This window comes from Flavobacterium soyae (genome assembly GCF_021245985.1).
GTDB classification, from domain to species: Bacteria; Bacteroidota; Bacteroidia; order Flavobacteriales; family Flavobacteriaceae; genus Flavobacterium; species Flavobacterium soyae.
The window spans coordinates 33,128-56,009 of record NZ_JAJQXA010000009.1 but is presented as its reverse complement, the minus strand read 5'-3'; the positions used below and the strand labels follow the sequence as shown (position 1 = coordinate 56,009).

Here is a 22,882-nt window from a genome sequence, read left to right as displayed (position 1 = left end):
ATGAATTTACTAGACTCTATAGATCAATCAAACTTACCAAAACATCTGGCCATTATTATGGACGGAAACGGGCGCTGGGCTAAACAACAAGGCTTTTTAAGAGCTTTTGGACACGAAAACGGCACCAAATCTGTAAAAAAAACAATTACAACTTGTGCCAAGTTAGGTATTGAGTACCTAACCTTGTATGCTTTTTCTACAGAAAACTGGAATCGTCCTAAACTGGAGGTTGAAGCATTAATGAAAATATTGATCAATTCCTTAAAAAAAGAGCTGGTTACGCTTCAAGAAAACAATATCAGACTTAATGCAATTGGAAATCTTGACAAATTACCAAAAACGGCACAAAAAGAACTTTTAGACGTTATTGAGAAGACTAAAAATAACACCAGACTTACATTAACCCTTGCTTTAAGTTATGGTTCCAGAGAGGAATTGGTAAATGCTGTCAGAGTGATTAGTGATAAAGTTAAAAATAATATAATTTCAATAGACACTATTGACGATTCAATTATAAATGAGCATCTTTACACGCAAAATTTACCTGACGTAGATTTATTAATACGAACAAGTGGAGAACATAGAATAAGTAATTTTTTGCTTTGGCAGATTGCCTATGCAGAATTATATTTTACTAATGTCTTGTGGCCAGACTTTAAAGATCAAGATTTATATGAGGCTATTATTAGTTATCAAAAAAGAGAACGTAGATTTGGAAAAACCAGTGAACAAATTAAATAATTTTTTAGTGTTACAAAAAAGAATACCACAAATAATCTGTACCCTTTTACTATTGGGTAGTTTTTCACAAATAAAAGCTCAAGATAGAGTTCCTTTTGACCAAGGAAAAAAATATATTCTGGCTAAAGTTTCTGTTGTTGGTAAAATAAGCTTCAATGAGCAGACTGTTGTTACTTTCTCAGGTCTTCAGGTAGGTCACGAAATAACAGTTCCGGGGGAAGAAATTACTGGCGCTATTAAAAAATTAGGTAAACTAGGTCTTTTTGACGAGATCTCTTTTTATATTAATAAGGTTCAAAACGATAGTATTTATTTAGATTTAAATATCGTTGAACTTCCAAAATTAAATGAAGTTAAAATCACTGGTGTTAAGAAAAGTAAAGTCGAAGGATTAATTAAAGATAACAATTTAACTAAAAATAAAATTGTAAACGAAAACTTAATTACGACTACTAAAAATTACATTGAAAACAAGTATAAAAAAGATGGCTTTTATAATACAAAAGTTACCATTACCACTACTCCAGACAGTACAGCCGGAAATCAGGTAAATATGCTTGTCAGGGTAGACAAAGGAGATAAAGTTAAAATCAGCAGTATTGATTTCATAGGAAACAAGCAGCTTACTGACACAAAATTAAGAGCCGCAATGAAGGATACCAAGCAAAAAAATCTGCTTCGTGTTTTTAAAGCTTCAAAATTTATTCCTGAAAAATACAAAACCGACTTAGAAAAAGTTGTCGCTGCCTACAAAGAAAAAGGATATCGTGATGCACGTATTATTTATGACTCTGTTACTTATAACAAAGACAAAAATATGCTTGCAATAAAAATTAATGTAGAAGAAGGAAACAAATATTACTTCGGAAATATTAAGTTTTTAGGGAATACAGTTTATTCAGATCAACAGTTAAACCGTTATTTAGGTATCAAAAAAGGAGAAACTTATAATGGTGTTTTGCTAGAAAAAAGAATCGCTGATAACTCAAAACCAGACGGAGAAGATATCACAAACTTATACCAAAACAACGGTTATTTATTCTCTAAAATTAATGCTGTAGAGGTAAAAACGGTAAATGATACAATTGATTTCGAGATTAGAATTACTGAGGGTCCTATCGCTTATTTCAATAAAATCTATGTTACCGGAAACGACAAAACAAATGACCACGTTATTTACCGTGAGCTAAGAACTAAACCGGGAAACAAATACAGCAAAGAAGAATTGGTTAGAACTATTCGTGAAATTGGTCAATTAGGATTCTTTGATCCGGAGGCTATTAAACCAGAATTTAGAAACGTTGACCCTGCTGCGGGAACAGTAGATATCGAATACCAATTAGTAGAAAAAGGATCCAGCCAGGTTGAGCTTCAGGGAGGTTACGGCGGCGGCGGTTTCATTGGAACTTTAGGTTTATCTTTCAACAACTTCTCAGCCAGAAAACTATTTGACAAAGATGCTTACAAACCGCTTCCTATGGGAGACGGACAAAAAGTAGCACTTCGTTTACAAGGAAGTACTTATTTCCAAACGTACAGTTTATCATTCTCTGAACCATGGTTTGGAGGTAAAAAACCGGTACAATTCAGTTCTTCTATTTCTTATAGTAAACAGTTCAATAACAATTATGTAACCAGAACTGTAGATAAAAGCCAAAGTTTTAATATTTTTACAGTACAAGTTGGTTTAGCAAAACGTTTAACTGTACCTGATGATTATTTCGTTCTTTCACAATCTGTTAGTTATCAGCATTATGACCTAAACAACTATTATACTGGATTGTTTACTTTTGGTAATGGGGCATCAAGAAACCTTGCCTATACAATAGGGCTTTCAAGAAGTAATAAAGGGGTTAACCCAATATTTCCAACTTATGGTTCTGAATTTAGTATCTCTGCAAAAGTTACCCCTCCTTACTCATTATTTAATGGCGTGGATTATAAAGATTTAGGAAACCAAAAAGAATATAAAGTACAATATACCGGAGAGGCCAAAACTGGTCCAGACGGTCAGCCTATAAATCCAGGTGATTATATGAAGTCTGAAGTTATAAACGGATCTTCTCAATATGTGAGTGTGGGATCTGATTATAAAAGCGCTGACACCGATGTTGCGAAAGTCGATCAGAAAAAATATAACTGGTTAGAATACTATAAAGTAAAATTTAAAGCAGACTGGTATACTAAAGTGTATGGAAAATTAGTTTTAAGAACATTAACAGAATTTGGTTTCTTAGGAGCTTATGATCAATCAAGAGGTGTTGTTCCGTTTGAGCGTTTCTATTTAGGAGGAGATGGAATGGCAAACTATTCTATGGATGGCAGGGAAACAATACAATTAAGAGGTTATCCGAACAACTCGCTGACACCTGTTAATTCATTAGGACAACAGATTGGAGCTACTGTGTATAACAAATTCTCGATGGAATTACGTTATCCTATTACATTAAAATCGTCTGCATCGATTTATGCCTTGACGTTTTTAGAAGCAGGTTCGTCATATCCAACGTTTAGAGATTACAATCCGTTTGATTTGAGTCGTTCTGCCGGTGCTGGTTTACGTGTATTCATGCCTGCATTTGGATTATTAGGAATTGATTTCGGTTACGGTTTTGATGCCCTTCCTGGGTCTGTTACAAACAAAGCTAATGGCTGGGAAACACATTTTATTATTGGACAACAGTTTTAGTGCGGGTTTTAGTACAAATTTTAATACCTTTGGCTAAAAATTCAAAATAAAGTAATGTTATGAAACAACGGTTTTTATTTATATTTTTAGTCTTGATTGCAGTAAATACAAGTCAGGCTCAAGGTAAAACGACAAGGATCGGTTACATTGATATGGAATATATTTTGGAAAATGTTTCTGATTACAAAGAAGCAAAAGCACAATTAGAGTTAAAAGCTCAAAAGTGGAAACAAGAAATAGAAGCCAAAAAATTAAACATTAATTCTCTTAAAGAAAATCTTAAGACCGAAAAAGCTTTATTGACTAAAGAATTAATTGATGAAAGAGAAACTGAAATTAAATTTCTTGAAAACGAAATGCTGGATTACCAGCAAAAACAATTTGGAGCTGACGGAAATTTAATGAGACAGAAATCAGCTTTGGCAAAGCCAATTCAAGATCAGGTTTTTACAGCTGTTCAAGATATTGCCGAGGCTAAAAATTATGATTTCATTTTTGATAAATCGTCAGATTTAACAATGCTTTTCAGCAATAAAAGGTTCGATATTAGTGATCAGGTGCTGCGTGTTTTAAACAGAACCGAGAAAAGAGAACAGTTGACTAAAAAACAATTGAAAGATCAGGAAGCTAAAGAAAGTAAGGAAAATGCAATTGATGAAAATCCGGCAATGTCAGATCGTCAAAAAGTTTTAGATGAAAGGAAAGCTGCGAGAGAAAAACTAATTGAAGACAGAAGACTGGAGCAGGAAGCTAAGAAAAAAGAATACGACGACAGAAGGAAAGCAATTCAGGCAGAGAGAGAAGCCAAAAAAAATGGCACGGTTTCTGAACCAGCAAAAACAACCGAAACTGCAAAAACAACTGAAACAGGCAAAACCGGAGAAACAGCAAAACCTGCAGCGGCGGCAACTACTGAACCAACGACAACAGAGCCGGCAGTAGATAAAGCGGCAGAAAGACAAAAGCTTTACGAACAGCGTAAAAAAGAATTAGAAGAAAGAAGAAAAAAAATACTCGAGGAACGAGAAGCGGCTAAAAAAGCGAAAGAGGCCGAAACACAAAAAACAAATACGACCAATAATTAATTAATTTTTAAAAATGATGAAACAAATCAAAACTTTACTAATTGCTGCAATACTTATTTTAGGAGCAAGTAACACAATGAATGCACAGGCGAAGGTTGCCCATGTTGATGTTAGCGAGATTATGTCGAAAATGCCTGCTATGCTAGATGCTCAAAATCAACTGCAAAAATTAAGTGGGACATATGATGCTGAATACAAAAAAATGGTTGACGAATACCAAACTAAAATCAAAAAGTATGAAGCTGAAGCTGCAACTGTTACTGAAGCTGTAAACGGGGATCGTTCTAAAGAAGTTCAGGATATGCAAAAAAGAATTGTTGATTACAGAGACAATGCTCAAAAAGAACTTCAACAAAAAGAAACTGACATTGTAAAACCTTTGATGGAAAAAGTAAGAGCTTCTATCCAAAAAGTTGGTAAAGCTAAAGGTTTCCAATACGTTTTAGACGGTTCTACTCTTTTGTTAGCTGATGGTCCAAACATTACTGCTGACGTAAAAAAAGACTTAGGATTCTAATAAACGAATTCTTTTAATTAAACTGCTTAAATTTTAAAAATTTAAGCAGTTTTTTTTTACATTTATTTAAAATTAAAATGCATTAATATTTCCAGATTTCTACTAAATTGGAATATATTTTTATTCCAAAAAATACTAATTTTGTATTATGACAAACAATAATCCTATAGGCATTTTCGACTCTGGTATTGGAGGAACTTCAATCTGGAAAGAAATTCACGATTTACTTCCAAACGAAAAAACAATTTATTTAGCCGATAGTAAAAATGCTCCCTATGGTCAAAAATCAAAGGAAGAGATTGTTGCCTTAAGCAAAAAAAATGTAGAATTTTTACTTAAAAATAATTGCAAATTAATTGTAGTTGCGTGTAATACTGCAACAACAAATGCAATTTGGGAACTTCGTAATGATTATGATGTTCCGTTTATAGGAATTGAACCTGCAATAAAACCCGCTGCCAATAATTCTAAAACGCAGGTTATTGGAATCCTGGCCACAAAAGGAACTTTAAACAGCGAACTGTTTAATAAAACTGCAGAGATGTTTCAGCATACTACAATTATTGAGCAGGTTGGTCACGGACTGGTTAAATTAATCGAAGACGGAAATTTATATTCCCCGGAAATGACGCAATTATTAAAGGAATATTTGCAGCCTATGATCGATGCAAATATCGATTATCTTGTTTTAGGCTGCAGTCATTATCCCTATTTAATTCCGCAGATTAAAAAAATACTTCCTGAGCATATTCAGATCATAGATTCTGGAGAGGCAGTCGCAAGGCAGACACAAAATATTCTGCGTGAAAAAGTCGGCTTTACTGACACTCCAAAAAGTGAACCTGTATTTTATGTTAACTCAAATCCGGCAGTTTTAAGATCTATATTAGAGGATAAATATCCGGTAATCGAAAAAGATTTTTAAGGAATTAATCAAACTTTCGTTTCACAAACCAAATTCCATCTAAAGATAAATTAATGGATATCTTATGATAATTTTCTTTAATTAGATTATCTGATATCCTGCCCTTTTGACCATAGGAATATGAAATGTTTAAGGCCGAATAAGTGTTTTCAATTGGCAGATTAATCCCAATAGAAATTGATGCATTGTTAACTCTTTTTCCGTCAACTTCAAGATAGCCGGTATCAAAATTTGCTCCCGCAGAATATTTTATCCTGTCCCAATATTTACGAATATTTCTATTAGCATTAAAATAAGTAAATCCAAGGGCAAATCTGTCCTGATTTACAAAATCCCCATAAAGTTCAGACTGTTTCGTATCATTCCACAAACTTTTTTCATAATCTAAAGTCATGTTTAAAACATTCTTAAAACGTTTGCTGATACCTATTCCTATTTCTAAAGGCATATAATAATCATCGACGTTAGACGCTGCTTCAGACTCAATAACATTAGAAACCCCGTCAGTAATTGTTTCAACAGATTGTACTTTCGATCCTTTAATTTGTGCCGGGAGTTTAAAAGTTGTTCCAATTGTTAATGTCGAATCGATTTTATACTGCGTTCCTAAAGTAGCACGAAGTCCGTTATAATCTGTTTTTTTATGTACTGTAGTAATGGAATTCAAAATCGTGAATGTGCGGTCGTCTACAATATTTCCAAATAATAAAGCTGCAGAAGCCCCAACAGTCAGCTTTTTACCAAAACGATATCCGTATGAAAAATCGAAGTTATTAAGTCCTCCGGAACCCGCGGCAGTCAAACTATAAGATTCCTGACTATCTGCTATAGGCAGTAAAAGATTTGAAATTTTATAAGTAGAACTCGAATACGGTTTAAGCGCAACACTAAACCCGGAATTTTTTGTTACCGGAAAAGCAAAAGCAACATGCGAAAACTGAAAATTATTTCTGTTTTCTGTTTTGGAGCTGCTTTGATAAGTTGTCCCAATGGCTTTTCCTCCAACATCAAGCATGAAATGGTTTAAAGGCATAAAGCCTAAAGACGCCGGATTTAGATTATTGATGAAACTATCCGATGGCAAAGCAATTCCGGAAGATCCAATTGATGAAATCGCCCCAAAATCTGCATCATACACACTTCCTAAACCATACAATGAATATGGCGAACTCGAAATACTTTGAGAAAATGAAGTCAGCGCCATTAAAATGAAGCAGCTTACAAAAATTATTTTCTTTTTCATTTAATATGAGAGGTAATAAATTTTTATTAGAATTTTATTTTCAGGGTGTTTTTGATCTCCTAAAACAAGTCTGTTAACTGATTTAGAGATTCCGGGCAGTGTTAATATCAGGGACGATCTTGAATCAGATGCTTTCAGCATTTCTTTTTGCAAAAAACTGCCAAGCGGAATTGTATAGCCTATATTTTCATTAAACTCATCGCTTTTCTGGCTCAAAGTACCATAAACTGCCGTTCCTGCGGCATTAAGCAAACTGCCGCTAATTCTGTTTAGATTATCGCCCACATACACTTTTAAAGAATCTGCCAAAGGATATTTATCAGAATACGAATTGTTTACAGGCTTTACAAACATTTGAGCGTCGACAATGGCTCCGTTATCTGAAATATATTTAAGCTGTTTTATGTTTGGAAAATCGATTCGACAGGCAACTCCGGTGCCAGACTGAATAAAACCCTCTTTGTTTGTTAAGGAACTTGAAAGTTTACTGCTTGAAATAGGCAAATTTTGAATTATAGTTCCTGTTTTATCCAGCGATATGGAGTTAAACTGTGTAGCAGTATTTGACATCAGGAAATCAATAAAAAAAGAATCGGCATCGGCATCACCCTGGTATTTTGAATAATATAACCGAACTCTGCTGGTCGAAGTATGAAAGCCTATTACACTTGATGAATTAGAAGCTGAAGGAACAAGCACTAATCCTTTTAAGTATTCTGTAAAAGTATCCAAATCTGTAACTTCCCTCTTTTTTATTTTTTGGAAAAGGGCATCTCCAAAAGCATCACTCATTCTAATATTAATAGAATCTTTTTCCGTTGGACGGGGTTTATAGGAAATACTGCCCAGACTTTCGTCACTGTAACTTAAAGTAGAGTTATTATAAAAACTGTCATCGTCAGTATTTGGTTTTACTTTTTGTGTTAATCGATGAATATCAAATTTTTGAACCTGGGTAGTATCTCCATAGTAATAATTATCATATTTTAAAATCATTGAGATAGAATCAAAAACAAAATTTACTGCCTCGGTATCTGAACCCGAATTATTCAAGGCATAGGAGCTTCCTGAAAGCTGGAAATAACTGTTTGATTTTACTTTCCCAAAAACCGGATCATCATAATTACCTATTAAAATACGGCTTTGCCCCGAGGTAATAAGCGAATCAAAATTTATTGTTGACATTTCGACTGTTAACGTATCGATCATAACAACTTTATTACTCAAAGCCAAATAATCAGAACCAACAACAAATTCTCCTGCATCTGTATCTGTACCGCATGAAAATATAGTAAAAGCAAAAACTAACATTAATAAAAACCTGCTCATAATCAATTTTTTGAACAAATATAAAATGCAGTCTTCTGCACCACACTATAACATATACAGTCTCGTGTTTTTAGACTATAAACGGCTAAAAAACATCTACAATAGAATCTCGCAGATAAATATTTCATTCGACCTTAAAAAGTGCTGTTTTGTCTATCAAAATGAGCCATACATATATCTTCTTTTTTTTAAAACCTTCTCCAACCTACTTTTGAACCAATAAATAAGTAATGAAAATAAGGTTAATAATTTGTTCGGTTTTTTTAGTGTCATTTCTGAATATGAAAGCACAGGAAAATTTTTCAGTAAATATGAATTTAAAAACAGAGCCTACTGATAAAATTGATTTTACCGAAACAAGTATTGGTATCTCATTCAGCAAAAAAATAAGTTCAAAAAGCCTGATAACAAATACGCTCGAATACTCAAATTTGAATATAAACTATGATTTAAACAGTTATGAGTTGTTTGAGAATTTAGACAGACTGCAGCAGATTAAGGACAAACTTGAATTTTCACAGGAAATATCAAATTCGACAAAACTGAATTTTTCGGTTACGCCAACGTTTAGTTTTCAAGAAAATTTAGGTTTTTCTGATTTTACACTTTTAGGAAGTTTTGAAATAAAACAGCAATTAAATTCAAAAGCAACTTTAAGTATTGGAGCGGCCAGAACTAATGTTTTTGGAAACCCAAAATTCCTGCCGTCAGCATCCTTAAATTATAAAGTTAATGAGAATGCTAATTTGCTGATTGGTTTTCCGGATTCAAGGATTTCTTATTCGAATAACATAAGGAACAAATTTAGTTTAAGTAACAGCTTCAACGGAAGTTTTTACAATTTAAATATTCAGAATGAAATAGATAAAAATGCTGCAAAAGCAGCTTTATCGCAAATGACAACATCATTTGAATATGAAAGAAATGTTGACAAAAACTGGTTTTTAAATTTTAAAGCCGGATATGATTTTGACAAGAAATACAAATTAACTGACGGTGAAAATCATACTGTTTATGATTTCAGCATAAGTAACGGATATGTTTTAGGAATTGGCATCAAATACAAACAATAAATAAATTTTAAACACTATGAATAATCTAAAAAAAGGAATATTATTCGCAACCCTGCTTTCGAGCCTCTTTTTTATAAGCTGCAGCAATGATGACGATGATGATGATTTAGTAGGCAACTGGATTAAAAAATCAGCGTTTGACGGTCCTGCAAGATCTAGTGCAACAAGTTTTGTAATTGGGGATTATGCTTATGTAGCTACGGGTTATACCGGAGATGAATATTTAAAAGATTTATGGGCTTACAACTCTACTGGAGATTACTGGGAACAAAAAGCTAATTTCACAGGTGTTGCAAGAAGTTCGGCATCTGGCTTTACATTAAATGACAAAGGTTATGTTGGACTTGGTTATGATGGAACTAATAAACTAAAGGATTTCTATCAATATGATCCATCTGCCAACAGCTGGACTCAAAAAGCTGATTTTGCAGGAACCGGCCGTTATGGTGCTGTTGGGTTTCAGGCCGGTGGAAAAGCTTATTTTGGCACTGGTTATGATGGAAACTATTTGAAAGATTTTTACCAATATGACGACCAGGCAAATACATGGACACTTGTAAACGGATTTAGCGGTAATAAGAGACGTAATGCGACTGTATTTATAATTTCAGATAAAGCTTATTTGGTAACTGGGGTTAACAATGGTGTTTATCAGGAAGATTTTTGGGAATTCGATCCATCAACTGATGTCTGGACAAGAAAAAGAGATATTGATAAAGATACTGATGATGATTACTCCTGGAATGATGAATATGCCATTACGAGATCTAATGCTTCTGCTTTTTCAATGAACGGATTAGGGTATGTTGTGGGTGGTGAAAACATCAAAACAGTTTGGGAATACAATCCTTCGACAGATCTTTGGGAAGAAAGAACAGCTATGGAAGGTGCTACAAGAACCGATGCCGTAGGTTTCACAATTAACAATCGCGGTTTTTATATGTTAGGAAGAGTAGGTTCTACTTACTTTGATGATGCATGGGAATTTAGACCTCAAGACGAACAAAGCGACGATGACAATTAATACTAAACAATTCTTCTGGAGTAAAATCCAGAAGAATTTATTGCTTTTAATTCTGGTCTTGCAAATTGTTTCCTGTGCAAAAAAGGAAGCTTTTAAATCAGAATCATTCAAAACAAATTCAGGCTGGGGATATTCGATTTCGTATAAAGACAAAATCATAATCAAACAATCGATTATTCCTGTAATAAATGATAATAAAAGTTTTTCAACAGAAGAAGATGCATTAAAAACAGCCGATTTAGTGGTTAAAAAACTCAAACAAAACTTATCTCCAACGGTAACCAAAAATGAATTAATTTTATTAAAAATAAAATTATAAATGACACTAGATACCATTAAAAATTCAAATTCAAATAAAATATTGTTCCATTTTATGATTTGGCTGTTCTTTATTCTGACTTCTTTAATTCAGTTTTACGAAAGCCCTTTCAGAATCAATAATGACTTCTATGTACAATGGGCAAGCGGAATTATTTTGTTTTATCTGAATTATTTTTATTTGGTTCCTGCCCTTCTTTTACAAAAAAAATACTGGCAGTATTTTCTTTTTGCTTTTGCAATTATTGCTGTTTTCATGGTTATAAGGATTAATTATTTTATTCCTGAATTCAGACATTTGAGGCCCGATAATATCGTTCCGGCCAGAATGATTCCTCGAGATCCTAATTTTTTCCCCAAAGGAAAACATTTAAGAGTCGAAATGAGACAGCCGCTTTTCTTTAGAGTCGGTCCGTCATTCTTTTATATTTTGATATTGACAATAAGCGCAATTATTAGAACCCTGACAGAATTCTACAATAATCAGCAAAATAAATTAATTGCCGAAACACACAGAACGAATACTGAATTGATATATCTGCGTAAGCAGACCAATCCGCATTTTTTATTTAATTCATTAAACAGTATTTATTCTCTGGCACATAAGAAATCTGATTTGGTTCCTGATGCCATCGTAACCTTATCTGAATTAATGCGGTATATGCTCTACGAAACAGATAATAAAACGGTGGCTTTAGAGAAAGAGATCAATTACATCCAGAATTATATTGAACTGCAAAAACTCAGGCTTAATAATATTGAAGACATTGTAATAAATGTTCACGGTAATACAAAAAACAAGTTTATTGAACCTTTACTTTTAATTTCTTTTGTAGAAAATGCTTTTAAGTACGGAACAGATTACAAAGGTGCCACACATGTAAAAATTAAGATATTCATTTCTGAAAATAATCTGGATTTTTGGATTGAGAATACTATTGAAAATTATGAAAAAGATCCTGACAATTCAGGTATCGGACTTGTAAATATTCAAAGCCGATTGGATTTACTTTATCCAAATGCACACGAACTAACTATTAATCAAGATAATAATTTTTATCGGGTTCATCTAAATCTAAAATTAGACGAAATTAAAACAACATAAATGTTAAATTGATATTTGAATTAATTCAGTATTTTTATGATAATTTTAAAACTTAATTCATTGGTTTAAAATTACTTTTGACCGCCAAAACAAATTTAAAAACTTAATTTTCAACAGATGAAATGTGTAATTATAGATGATGAACCTTTAGCAGTTGAATTATTAGAAGATTTTGTCAAGAAAGTAGATTCGCTTGAATTGGTCAGCACTTTTAATAATGCAATAGATGCCGTTTCGTTTATTAATCAAAATAACATTGATTTGATTTTCCTTGATATTCAAATGCCGCATTTTTCAGGAATTGACTTTTTAAATACAATCGAAAAAAAACCTTTAGTAATTTTTACAACCGCTTATTCTGATTATGCTGTTGAAGGTTTTAATCTTGGCGCTGTTGATTATTTAGTAAAACCAATTCCGTTTCATCGTTTTCTAAAATCTGTAGTTCGGGCACAGCAAATAAGCAATCCCGCTGCAGCTGTTCAGCCAATTTCCGAAACCAGTGCCGCACCGGAAACTGAACAGGATTTTATGTTTGTAAGGGCTGAATATGAAAATGTAAAAATGAATTTTTCGGATATTCTTTTTATTGAAGGATTAAAAGATTATGTAAAAATTTACACAACCGACAATAAATTCACACTGACTTTAATCAGTTTAATAAAATTAGAAAATCTGCTTTCAAGCAAAGGATTTTCGAGAATTCACAGATCTTATATTATCAATATAAAACACGTAAAATCAATACAAAAAAATAAAGTTTTGATTAGTGATAAACGAATTCCAATAAGTGAAAGTTATAAAAACGCCTTCTTCGAAAAAATCAACTTATAATTTATTAAATTCCAAATAATAAAATTCCAAATTCCAATGAAGTGTCGATAACTATTGGAATTTGGAATTTTCATTTTGGAATTTATTGAATTTATTCTTTAAACCAGCCGGAATACATTACGTAATTATTTGAAATACGCTCGATTTCTCCGGCAAAATCAGACTGGTCAATATCTTTTACCTTTTTGGCAGGAACACCGGCAAAAATAGTTCCTGAAGGAACAACTGTATTTTGGGTTAAAACTGCTCCGGCCGCCACGATCGAATTACTTTCGACAACGCAGTTATCCATTACGATAGCGCCCATTCCTATTAAAACATTGTCGTGAATTGTACAACCGTGCACGATGGCATTATGTCCTATAGAAACATTATTTCCTATAATTGTTGGGTGTTTTTGATACGTGCAGTGAATTATTGCCCCATCCTGAATATTTACTTTATTTCCAATTTTAATAAAGTGAACATCGCCGCGAACAACAGCATTAAACCAAACACTGCAAGATACGCCAAAAGAAACATCACCAACTATAGCTGCATTTTCGGCAATATAGCAATCTTCTGGAATTGAAGGTGATTTTCCGTTTACAGATTTAATAAGCATAATAAAATTTTTAATTAATTGCCGGACAGTTACAGTCGTAACGTTCCTTTCTGCAAAATATATTAATTCCTAAAGTAATCTGGTGGTATCCGCCAGTATCAAATTTTACATCGCCCGTAACCTGAGAATAGGTGTAAGCAAACATAAAGTTTTTAAAGTTCACACCTACAATTGGGGTAAAATATTGCAGTTTTTGAGTTGAAACTCCGCTTCCAGAACTAAATTGAGCACCGTCAAAACTTCTTCTATAAGATAAAGCTGCCCATAAACTTCCAAAATCTAAATTCTTATAAGCTTTTAAGTTCAGGTCAATAGATTTTTCTTTTGTCTGATCAAATAATTGAAATAAAATAGAAGGCTCCCAAGTAATTTTATCTCTTTTTCCAAATACATAACCTGCACTAAAAAGAAACTTTCTTAAATTATCACTTTCATAATCTGTATACAATTCTCTTCTGGTTTCAAGCACTCCCTGAACCGTTGCGTGCGCATAAAAATTTAAGTAGTTATAAGAAGCTCCAAAATCTACATTAAAATAAGAGTCTTTTTGAATCGAACCAAAAACAATTGGATCAAAAGTACCGCCAAATTTTGTTTCATCTAATTGATTCTGGATCAATCCTCCACTAATACCAAATGAAAGCTGATTTAAATCGACTTCATCTCTAGAAAACATAATATGATGCGCATAGGTCAGCTTTACTCCTTTTTCTGAATGATATCCGTTTTTATCATTAAAAACAATAATCCCGGCACCGGAACGCTCTCCTACTCTTCCGTTAAAACTTAAAGTTTGAAGTGAAGGCGCGTCTTCCTGACCAAACCATTGTTTTCTGGCTGTCAATCTAATTTTTGCACAATTTGCAGCTCCCGCCATCGAAGGGTGAATCAAGTAGTAATTATCTGATAAATAATCGGAGTAAACAGGAATTCCTTCTTGAGAATAAGTATAAAAAGTCGTTATTAAAAAAACAATTAATAACTTGATTTTTAATTTCATAATGGCTGGCTGGTTAGTCTAATTTTTACACTCTTAATAATTCCGTACGAATTATTTGAAGAGAGTCTTAATTATTTTATTAAAAAACCAAATATAGGTAATAGTAGAAAATAACTTTAGTAAATTTGCAAAAAATTACTACCATGACAAAAATCACGATAAAAGAGACTCAAAATCCAACGATATTGAAATTTGAATTTGAAGATTTTATTACACAAAATCAAAACTTTGAATTCAAAAATATTGATGAAGCCCAAGCTTCGCCTTTAGCGCAGCAATTGTTCTATCTGCCGTTTGTAAAAACCGTTTATATTTCGGGAAATTTTATTGCTATCGAAAGATACAGCATTGTAGAATGGAGCGATGTTCAGGACGATGTTGCAGAGCAGATTGCAGCATTTGTAGACAAAGGCGGCGTTATTATTAAAGCGGACGAAAACAAAGCAAAAAAACAGCCTATTACGGTTTATGGAGAAACAACTCCAAATCCTTCTGCACTTAAATTTGTTGTGAGCAGGATGCTGACAAGAAATGCTGTTGAATACAAAAATATAGACCAGACAGCTTCTTCTCCGCTGGCACAGGAATTATTCAAATTTCCTTATGTAAAAGAGGTTTTTATTGATGAGAATTATATTTCTGTAACCAAATACGAAATCAACGAGTGGTCTGAAATCACTTTAGAGTTAAGAACGTTCATCAAGCAGTTTATCGAAAACGGAGGAACTGTTTTAGATGAAAGTTTAATTCAGACAACCACTAAAAATGATATTACAAAAGATGAAGCATTTGATAAATTAGATGTTACGTCGCAGCAGATCATCAATATTTTAGAAGAATACGTAAAACCGGCAGTTGCGGCCGATGGCGGTAATATTGCTTTTGATTCTTACAATGAAGATAATAAGACTGTAAAAGTGATTTTACAAGGTGCCTGCAGTGGTTGCCCATCCTCTACTTTTACTTTAAAAAGCGGTATCGAAAATATGCTGAAAAGTATGCTGAATGATGAATCTATTAAGGTTGAAGCTTTAAATGCATAAAAATTTTAATTGTATATAATTTTAAGCGTCTCAAATGAGGCGCTTTTTTATTTTTCATAATTAATTAAACAAAAATTAAATTGTTTTTCTCCAAAAATAATTAATATTGCAACCTTAACTAATCATTTTAAAACCATGGGATTATCATCATTTTTCAGTAATTTGTTTGGCTCGGCAAAAGAAACAGCAGTAGATTTTGCAGATCAGGCCGAAAATACTTTTGAAGAAGCAAAAGAAGCCTCAGAACCTATAATCGATTCTGCAGCAGAATATCTGGAACAAACCAAAGATACCGTGAATGACTATGTCGAAAAGGCATCTGATTCTATACACGATGTGATTGATTCTATCAAAGAAGTAATTACTGAAACTGCAAATGAAGATTATAAACTGGTTACAGAAACAGTAGTTGATGTGAGCGAAGACGGGATTACAGAATTGGACTCTGAAGACGAGAAGTAATGGAAACTATTTTCATATAAAAATAAAATATATCTATATTTGCAAAATTAATTTACCTTCTCTTTGAGAAGGTTTTTTTATTCAAATATTATGTACATCAATCCTGAACAGCTTAGCAGTTATGCTGCAAAATTCATTGATATTTTAATCGATTATTCTCCAAAATTAATCTCGGCACTGCTAATTTTATTTGTTGGTTTATATGCTATTCGATTAATCAACAGAGTAATTCGAAAAGTAATGGTGAAGAGAAATCTTGACCCAACATTAACAAAATTCCTTGCTGATATTTTATTGTGGGCGCTTAGAGTTTTATTGTTTGTAACCTTTATTTCAAAACTTGGTATTGAAACTTCTTCATTTGTAGCTATTCTGGGTGCGATGGGACTTGCAGTTGGTTTATCGCTGCAGGGTTCACTTTCGAATTTTGCGGGCGGAATGCTGATTATCGTTTTCAAGCCTTTTAAAGTTGGCGATACAATCGAGGCTCAGGGTGTTATTGCAACGGTTTTAGAGATTCAGATTTTTGTTACCAAAATGCTTACCGGAAATAATCAAACGGTTTTTGTTCCGAATGGTGCATTGTCAAACGGAACTATTATTAATTATTCGATGCAGGGAGAAAGAAGAGCCGATTTGACATTCTCAGTTTCTTATGATTCTGATATTAAAAAGGCTAAAGAAGTTTTATTGGATGTTTTAAACAAAAACCCAAAAGTGCTTAAAAATCCCGCACCAGAAGTTTTCGTAAAGAATTTATCAGCTAGTTCTGTTGATTTTGCAGTTCGCCCGTGGGCAAAGAATGTTAATTATGGAGCTGTTTTTTCTGACACTTTAGAAAATTGTAAAACAGCTTTAGATCAGGCAGGAATTTCTGTTCAGCCGTTTACAGTTCAAAAATAAAAATTAGTTTATTGTTTTTTTGATGGCTGCTGTGTCATCATAAAATCTTTTAAATAATAAGGTTCAAAATAAGCGACATCAACAGTGTCGCTTATTTGATATTTATCAAAACTGATTTTACTCATTTCTCTTGCCGAAGGATATTTGATTTCTTCTAAAAACACAAAGTTTTCTTTAGTTAAAACCGGTTTACATTTCTCTGCACAATCTCCAACAAAATAAAGTTTTTCTGTATAGGCTGCAAAAGAATCTTCTGTAATGATCTCCGCCTGAATTCCTCTTTCAACTTCTAAATCAGCATTAAAAATTTCGCTGTATACTTCCATTCTTCTGGCGTCCAGCATCGGGATGATTTTTCCGTCAGAAACATTTGCTTTTGATGCTAAAGTCTGTAAAGTATCTACAGCAATTAACGGAATATTTAATGCGAAACACAATCCTTTTGCTGCCGAAACCCCAATTCGTAAACCTGTATAGGAACCTGGTCCCTGACTTACTGCAATGGCACCTAAATCCTGAACTGTAATACCGGATTCTGCGATTACTTCTTCAATAAAAACATGAAGTTTTTCAGCATGCGAATATCCTTCTTCGGCAATTTCTTTACAAAAAATAGTTTCTCCATTTTTTGCAATTGAGACTGAGCAGTTTTTGGTAGCGGTTTCGATATTGAGAATGAAAGACAATGTGTGGTGCAATTTTAAAATTTATTATTATGTCTGGCTGAGCGAAGTCGAAACCCTCGTTACTTAATAAGCCTTCGACTTCGCTCAGAGTGACGAATATCTTAAATATATTTATTTTTTATTTTTTTGGAGCTTCAGCTTTTTTAAGCTTTACTTTATCCCCGGAATTTAGTTCTTTAGAAACTGTTGTGTACGGCCCTGTAATTACTACATCACCCGGTTTTAATCCAGACATTACCTCGATATTAGTATCATCCTGAATTCCTGTTTTAATAATTCTGATTTTAGCTTTGTCTCCTACTTTTACAAAAACACATTCGAATTTCTTGTCGCTTTTTGGAGCCGGTTTTTTCTCGTTTGGATCTTCAACCGTAAAATCTTTTACAGCAGTTGTATCAGATTTTACCACAACAGAACTTATCGGCACGGCCAAAACATTGTTTTTAGTCGTTGTAATAATATCAACAGTAGCCGTCATTCCAGGTCTAAAAGGGGAATACGCCGCTGGTTTTCCTTCTAATAAATCCTGATATGATTCTTTTAAAATACGAACTTTTACTTTGAAATTGGTAACCTGATCTGAAGTTAATGTTGTACTTGCAGAATTTGAAATACTGGTTACAACTCCTTTAAATTTCTTTTTTAAATAGGCATCGACTTCAACATTTGCTTCGTCGCCAATTTTAATTTTTACGATGTCATTTTCGTTTACGTCAACTTCAACTTCCATGTTATTAAGATTCGCAACTCTTAAAAGTTCCGTTCCGGCCATTTGCTGTGTTCCTAAAACACGTTCTCCCAATTCGACATTCAGCACCGAAATTGTACCATCTGCAGGAGCATAAATTGTGGTACGTCCTAAATTATCTTTTGCTTCATTTACAGAAGCAGAAGCGCTCTGAACGTTATAGTAAGAAGATTGTCTTGTTGCTTTTGCTACTTCAAAAGAAGCGATTGATTTATCCCAGTCAGATTTTGAAATAACGCCTTTATCATACAAGGTTTTATTTCGCTCGTAATTGGCTTTTGCTTCTTTAAAACTAGCTTCAGATTGTGTTAAACCCGCCTTTGTACCAGATAAATTAGAAACAGAACGATTGTAGCTTGAGGTATATAAATCAGGGTTTATTTTGACCAATAAATCTCCTTTTTTTACAACCTGCCCTTCTTTTACATTTAACAAAATAATCTCTCCGGAAACTTCAGGCGAAATTTTCACTTCAATTTCGGGCTGGATTTTTCCTGTTGCCGATACCGTTTCAACAATTGTCGAAGCGGTTACTTTTGAAGTTTCAACTTCTTTTCCTTCTTCTTTATTTCCTATTACTCCTTTAAATGCTATTAATGCTGCAATAACAACTACGGCTATACCAACTAAGAAGTAAACTGTTTTTTTTGACATAATAATTATTTTGTAATAATTGGAACAATTGGAATTCCGAAATAGAATTCAAGTATTTTTATTTTAAACATGTAATCGTATTTCGTTCTGATAACATCAGATTGTGCATTTGTAAGCAAAGTTTGTGCCTGTGTAAAATCAAATGAATTCATTAAACCTACATCATACTTTTCTTTGGCATAGTTGTATGCCTGCTGTCTTGCTTCTAAAGTAATCGTTGAAGATTCATAAGTATTTAAAGCCCCTTTTGCATCTGTAAATGCTGTATAAACGTTACGTTGCAAATCTAAACTTTTTTGTTCTAAATCTATTTTAGATTTCTCTAAACTTACTTTGTTTCTTTCAACATTGTTTTTGGCAGAGAATCCATTAAATATTGGAACACTTAATTGAAAACCAAAATTATGTCCTTTGTTATCACTAAACTGATCAAAAACTGGATTTGGACCTGCGTAAATTGGATTTCCTGCACCGTCAGTTCCTATGATTCTATCACTATAACTCGCACTGGTACTAAATTGATAAAAACCTCTCAAAGTTGGCTGATAAGCTCCTTTTGCAATAGAAACATTCTTTTCGGCAATTTCAAGATTTGTCTGAGCTAATTTTAGTTCTGTTCTTGTTTCTTTTGCTTTATTGTAAATATCAATTGGATTCTGCGCCATGATATTATTTTCATCTTTGGCATTTGTATCATCAATTACATCAAAATCAGCAAATTCTTTTAATTGTAAAAGCTGGGCCAGACTTAATTTCGAAATCAATAAATTGTTTTCAGAAACTGTAATATTTTGTTTATCTGTAGCAACCGTAGCTTTTAAGTCAAACAAATCTCCTCGAGGAATTGTTCCTGCATTTACCATTTCTTCGGAACGCGAATAACGTTTTTCATCAATCGCTAATTGTTCTTTCTTTACTTTTAAATCTTCTTTGTTAGATAAAATCTGAAGAAAAGCATTTGCAACATTCAACGAAATATCTTCCTGCATTTTCAACAGTTGATATTTTGATGCTATAATAGAAAGAGTGGCTTTTCTATATGCATTTTGATTTTGCAAACCTTTGTAAATATCAACATTTGCGTTTACCCCTAATGAAGAATACTGCGTTGTTTGTGTAGTCGCAATATTGGTAACAGGGTTAACGTTCAAACCGATATTCCATGAATGGGAAGCAGTTCCGTTTACTGTTGGAAGATAACTTCCTAATGCACCTTTTTTGTCAATATTTGCAGTTTTGACATCCAGTTCAGATAATTTAATTGTAATGTTATTATCTAATGCGTATTTCACACATTCTTCCAGTGTCCATTGTTTTGACTGCGCATGTCCGGCTAATCCAAACCCAAACAACATGGCAAAAACAAGACTATTATATTTATTTATTTTCATATATTTTGAATGAAAGCGCAGTATACCAAACTACGCAAATTTAACATTTTTAAAACCCAAAAAACTCTTTACAGTTTCAAATTACTTTTTCTCTTCTTTCTCGTCAATTAAACCCTGATTCCAGATTTTAATTTTATTCGTGTTTTTGATTCCGCTTTTAACCTGAACATAGATTCCGTCGCTTACACCCAAAACTAAATCTCTTCTTTCAAATTTCTGAGGCGCTGTTTCAACTTCTACATATGGTTTTTGAGTTTTTTTGTCAAATTGAACTAATGATTCTTTTATAGCCAGAACTTTCTCTGCTTTTTCAAGAATAATAGATGCATTTGCACTTAAACCGGCTCTAATAAATGTGTCATCTCTATTTTCTAACCTTGCTTTTATTTCAAACTGAATTGCTCCGTTTTCTACAACTCCTTTTGGTGCAATATCCGTTAAAACTGCTTCGAATTTTTTATTTTCAATTGCTCCAACAGTGATTTCAATTGGCATTTTTTCTTTGATTTTTCCAACCTCAGATTCGTCAATTTTTCCAATAAAAATCATTCTTCCAACATCGGCAACACTTGCAATTGTAGTTCCTTCATTGAAATTATTACTTTCAATAACCTGGTTGCCTACTTTTACCGGAACCTGTAAAACCATTCCGTTTACTGTTGAACGAATTAAGGTATTAGCATAATTCCCTAACGAAGTAGTAGTACCCGTTTTTACAATATCTAAGTTTTGTTTAGCAGCCAGATATGTTTGTTTTGCCTGTTTGTAAGCCACTTGAGCTGCATCAAAATCATTGGCAGAAATTACATCTTTATCAAAAAGTGTTTTTTGTCTTTGATAAATTTTCTCCTGATTATCTAAAGCAATTTTAGCCGTCTGAACCTGATTTTGAGTACTGCTTACATTAGAAACGTTAGCAACAACTCTAATTTTGGCAATCATATCTCCTGCTTTAATTTTTTCTCCTGCTTTGATATAAACCTGTTCAATAATACCTGAAATGTTTGGTTTGATTAATACCTCCTCATCAGGCTGAATATTACCAGTCGCAATTGTATTTTTTACGATCGTTTTAATCTCTGCTTTCTCTGTCTTAAAAACAATTGGCGATTCCTGATTCTTTGCGTACAAATAGTAAAGCGCGCCAAAAAAGACTATAGCAATTAAAATTAAAATGGTTACGGTTACTCCTTTTTTCATTTTGTTTTTTAGTTTAATCGATTATTTTTTGATTGATAATTTTATTCTGTTCGTAAAGCATCTACAGGCTTCACATTAATTGCAGTCTGCGCCGGGATAAATCCTGCCAGCAAACCTGATCCTACTAATATTATTAAGGCAACAAATACAACTCCTAAATCGACACTCGGATTGGCAAACATGGTATCATTTCCGGGCGGCATCGAATCTAATGCCATGTTTAAGAGTGCAATAATTCCTGTTGCTACCGCAATACCAAACATTCCAGAAATGATGGTTAGAAATATAGATTCAGATAAAATCTGCCCGCGAATTGCCCCAGGCGTTGCTCCTAAAGCTCTTCTAATTCCTATTTCTTTAGTGCGTTCCTTAACTACGATCAGCATAATGTTTGAGATTCCAATAACACCCGAAATCAAAACTAATGTTCCTACAAAATAGGCAATGATTTTTAGAATATTAAACAAACTCTGCACCTTGTTAAATTGTTCATACAAATCAAAATTTCCTACTGCTCTGTCATCGGCAGGATTTATGGAATGAAGCCCTTTGATTATTTCTAAAATTTTAGGCTTCAAGTCGGTAATGGATGTTTCGTCTTTTGCCGTAAGTGCCATCCATCCTACTTTATCTCCATAATTAAAAGCCTGCTGAAAAGTCGTAAACGGAATAAAAATATTCTTTTGTTCCTGTTCTGCATTTCCTCCTTGCTGTTTAGACTTATAAACGCCAACAACCATAAAGTTGATACCATTAATTTTGATATAAGACCCAACAGATTCTTCCTCTTTTCCGTAAAGTTCGCTGATAACCCCTTTACCAATTATTGCCACTTTTCTTCTATCCTGAATATCCTGCTGGTTTATAAATCTGCCTTTTATAATATCCATCGGCTGTTGTTTAATCAGCTCTGGATAATCTCCATAAATAGTAAAAGCCGAAGTTTTTGTCCCTCGAACCACATTATTTGTTCCGTTAAAATCTCCCAGCTGATTACGTGGAGAAACATATAACAAATCCGGTAAAGCCGCTTTTAAAGCTGCAACATCGCTGTTTCTAAAATCATAACGACGCGTTTTAGGCAGTCCTTTATAAGCTTTAGAGGTAGTCTGGCTCCACATAAACATGGTATTTGTGGCAATTCCGTCAAATCCTTTTTTAATTCCGTTTTCCAAACCGTTACCGGCAGCAAGGAGAATCACCAAAATAAAAATCCCCCAAAATACACCAAAAGCCGTCAGAATAGTTCTGAAGGGATTCGCCGTTAAGGCCTGTAAAATCTCATCCCAATTATCTTTTTTAAACATG

General features: G+C 33.3%; 22 protein-coding genes. 13 read left to right on the top strand and 9 right to left on the bottom strand.

Going from position 1 to position 22,882, the window contains the following annotated elements; all coding sequences use genetic code 11:
• The 5 genes from uppS (at position 1) to murI (ending at position 5,957) form a co-directional block, all read left to right on the top strand.
• The gene (uppS, locus tag LUU93_RS12810; RefSeq protein WP_232681520.1) at positions 1-741 is read left to right on the top strand and encodes an undecaprenyl pyrophosphate synthase; all 741 of its coding nucleotides are present in this window, start codon (positions 1-3) and stop codon (positions 739-741) included.
• Positions 674-3,430 (top strand): BamA/OMP85 family outer membrane protein, encoded by a 2,757-nt coding sequence (locus LUU93_RS12805; protein WP_232681519.1) that lies wholly within the window; start codon positions 674-676, stop codon positions 3,428-3,430. Before uppS ends, LUU93_RS12805 begins: the two co-directional genes overlap by 68 nt.
• 59 nt (positions 3,431-3,489) lie before the next feature.
• On the top strand, positions 3,490-4,515 hold the full coding sequence (locus LUU93_RS12800) for an OmpH/Skp family outer membrane protein (RefSeq protein ID WP_232681518.1): 1,026 nt from the start codon (positions 3,490-3,492) through the stop codon (positions 4,513-4,515).
• Positions 4,516-4,528: 13 nt separating this feature from the next.
• Positions 4,529-5,032 (top strand): OmpH/Skp family outer membrane protein, encoded by a 504-nt coding sequence (locus tag LUU93_RS12795; RefSeq protein ID WP_177178064.1) that lies wholly within the window; start codon positions 4,529-4,531, stop codon positions 5,030-5,032.
• Between the two features lie 148 nt (positions 5,033-5,180).
• Entirely contained in the window at positions 5,181-5,957 is a 777-nt protein-coding gene (gene murI, locus LUU93_RS12790) for a glutamate racemase (RefSeq protein WP_232681517.1), read from the top strand.
• 4 nt (positions 5,958-5,961) lie between these two features.
• Here the strand turns inward: murI and bamG are convergent, their stop codons facing one another.
• A complete protein-coding gene (gene bamG, locus LUU93_RS12785; protein WP_232681516.1) occupies positions 5,962-7,200 on the bottom strand; it encodes a BamG family beta-barrel-assembly machinery protein in 1,239 nt (412 codons plus the stop codon).
• Positions 7,201-8,529: a DUF4270 family protein gene (locus tag LUU93_RS12780; RefSeq protein ID WP_232681515.1), complete on the bottom strand. Its 1,329-nt coding sequence runs from the start codon at positions 8,527-8,529 to the stop codon at positions 7,201-7,203.
• Positions 8,530-8,810: 281 nt separating this feature from the next.
• On the opposite strand from LUU93_RS12780, the gene LUU93_RS12775 reads away from it, so the two are divergent.
• The 5 genes from LUU93_RS12775 (at position 8,811) to LUU93_RS12755 (ending at position 12,883) form a co-directional block, all read left to right on the top strand.
• Entirely contained in the window at positions 8,811-9,602 is a 792-nt protein-coding gene (locus LUU93_RS12775; protein ID WP_232681513.1) for a DUF6268 family outer membrane beta-barrel protein, read from the top strand.
• A gap of 16 nt (positions 9,603-9,618) precedes the next feature.
• Positions 9,619-10,626 carry a Kelch repeat-containing protein gene (locus LUU93_RS12770; RefSeq protein WP_232681512.1) on the top strand — a complete coding sequence of 336 codons (1,008 nt, stop codon included), beginning with the start codon at positions 9,619-9,621 and terminating at the stop codon, positions 10,624-10,626.
• A complete protein-coding gene (locus tag LUU93_RS12765) occupies positions 10,616-10,945 on the top strand; it encodes a DUF4907 domain-containing protein (protein WP_232681511.1) in 330 nt (109 codons plus the stop codon). The genes LUU93_RS12770 and LUU93_RS12765 overlap by 11 nt, the downstream gene beginning before the upstream one ends.
• Positions 10,946-12,049 (top strand): sensor histidine kinase, encoded by a 1,104-nt coding sequence (locus tag LUU93_RS12760; RefSeq protein WP_232681510.1) that lies wholly within the window; start codon positions 10,946-10,948, stop codon positions 12,047-12,049. It begins immediately after the preceding gene.
• Positions 12,050-12,166: 117 nt separating this feature from the next.
• Positions 12,167-12,883 (top strand): LytR/AlgR family response regulator transcription factor, encoded by a 717-nt coding sequence (locus LUU93_RS12755; RefSeq protein ID WP_232681509.1) that lies wholly within the window; start codon positions 12,167-12,169, stop codon positions 12,881-12,883.
• A gap of 91 nt (positions 12,884-12,974) precedes the next feature.
• On the opposite strand, the gene LUU93_RS12750 is transcribed toward LUU93_RS12755, so the two are convergent.
• Together LUU93_RS12750 and LUU93_RS12745 are read right to left on the bottom strand one after the other, a co-directional pair.
• Positions 12,975-13,487, bottom strand: coding sequence for a gamma carbonic anhydrase family protein (locus LUU93_RS12750; RefSeq protein ID WP_232681508.1), 513 nt, complete (start codon positions 13,485-13,487; stop codon positions 12,975-12,977).
• 10 nt (positions 13,488-13,497) lie between these two features.
• A complete protein-coding gene (locus LUU93_RS12745; RefSeq protein ID WP_232681507.1) occupies positions 13,498-14,487 on the bottom strand; it encodes a PorP/SprF family type IX secretion system membrane protein in 990 nt (329 codons plus the stop codon).
• Between the two features lie 143 nt (positions 14,488-14,630).
• On the opposite strand from LUU93_RS12745, the gene LUU93_RS12740 reads away from it, so the two are divergent.
• From LUU93_RS12740 to LUU93_RS12730, 3 genes are all read left to right on the top strand, one after another.
• Positions 14,631-15,530 carry a NifU family protein gene (locus tag LUU93_RS12740; protein WP_232681506.1) on the top strand — a complete coding sequence of 300 codons (900 nt, stop codon included), beginning with the start codon at positions 14,631-14,633 and terminating at the stop codon, positions 15,528-15,530.
• 135 nt (positions 15,531-15,665) lie between these two features.
• Positions 15,666-15,992, top strand: coding sequence for a YtxH domain-containing protein (locus tag LUU93_RS12735; protein WP_232681504.1), 327 nt, complete (start codon positions 15,666-15,668; stop codon positions 15,990-15,992).
• A 90-nt stretch (positions 15,993-16,082) separates the two neighbouring features.
• Positions 16,083-16,895: a mechanosensitive ion channel family protein gene (locus LUU93_RS12730; RefSeq protein ID WP_232681503.1), complete on the top strand. Its 813-nt coding sequence runs from the start codon at positions 16,083-16,085 to the stop codon at positions 16,893-16,895.
• A gap of 8 nt (positions 16,896-16,903) precedes the next feature.
• Here LUU93_RS12730 and tsaB read toward each other — a convergent pair whose 3' ends face one another.
• The 5 genes from tsaB to LUU93_RS12705 all read right to left on the bottom strand — a co-directional run bounded on the left by tsaB (position 16,904) and on the right by LUU93_RS12705 (position 22,881).
• Positions 16,904-17,581 carry a tRNA (adenosine(37)-N6)-threonylcarbamoyltransferase complex dimerization subunit type 1 TsaB gene (gene tsaB, locus LUU93_RS12725; RefSeq protein WP_232681502.1) on the bottom strand — a complete coding sequence of 226 codons (678 nt, stop codon included), beginning with the start codon at positions 17,579-17,581 and terminating at the stop codon, positions 16,904-16,906.
• Positions 17,582-17,699: 118 nt separating this feature from the next.
• Positions 17,700-18,983 (bottom strand): efflux RND transporter periplasmic adaptor subunit, encoded by a 1,284-nt coding sequence (locus LUU93_RS12720; protein ID WP_232681501.1) that lies wholly within the window; start codon positions 18,981-18,983, stop codon positions 17,700-17,702.
• A gap of 5 nt (positions 18,984-18,988) precedes the next feature.
• The gene (locus tag LUU93_RS12715) at positions 18,989-20,374 is read right to left on the bottom strand and encodes a TolC family protein (protein WP_232681500.1); all 1,386 of its coding nucleotides are present in this window, start codon (positions 20,372-20,374) and stop codon (positions 18,989-18,991) included.
• An 81-nt stretch (positions 20,375-20,455) separates the two neighbouring features.
• Positions 20,456-21,574, bottom strand: a complete 1,119-nt coding sequence (locus LUU93_RS12710) for an efflux RND transporter periplasmic adaptor subunit (RefSeq protein WP_232681499.1) — start codon at positions 21,572-21,574, stop codon at positions 20,456-20,458.
• Between the two features lie 41 nt (positions 21,575-21,615).
• Positions 21,616-22,881, bottom strand: a complete 1,266-nt coding sequence (locus LUU93_RS12705; RefSeq protein ID WP_232681498.1) for an ABC transporter permease — start codon at positions 22,879-22,881, stop codon at positions 21,616-21,618.
• Position 22,882 lies beyond the last annotated feature (1 nt).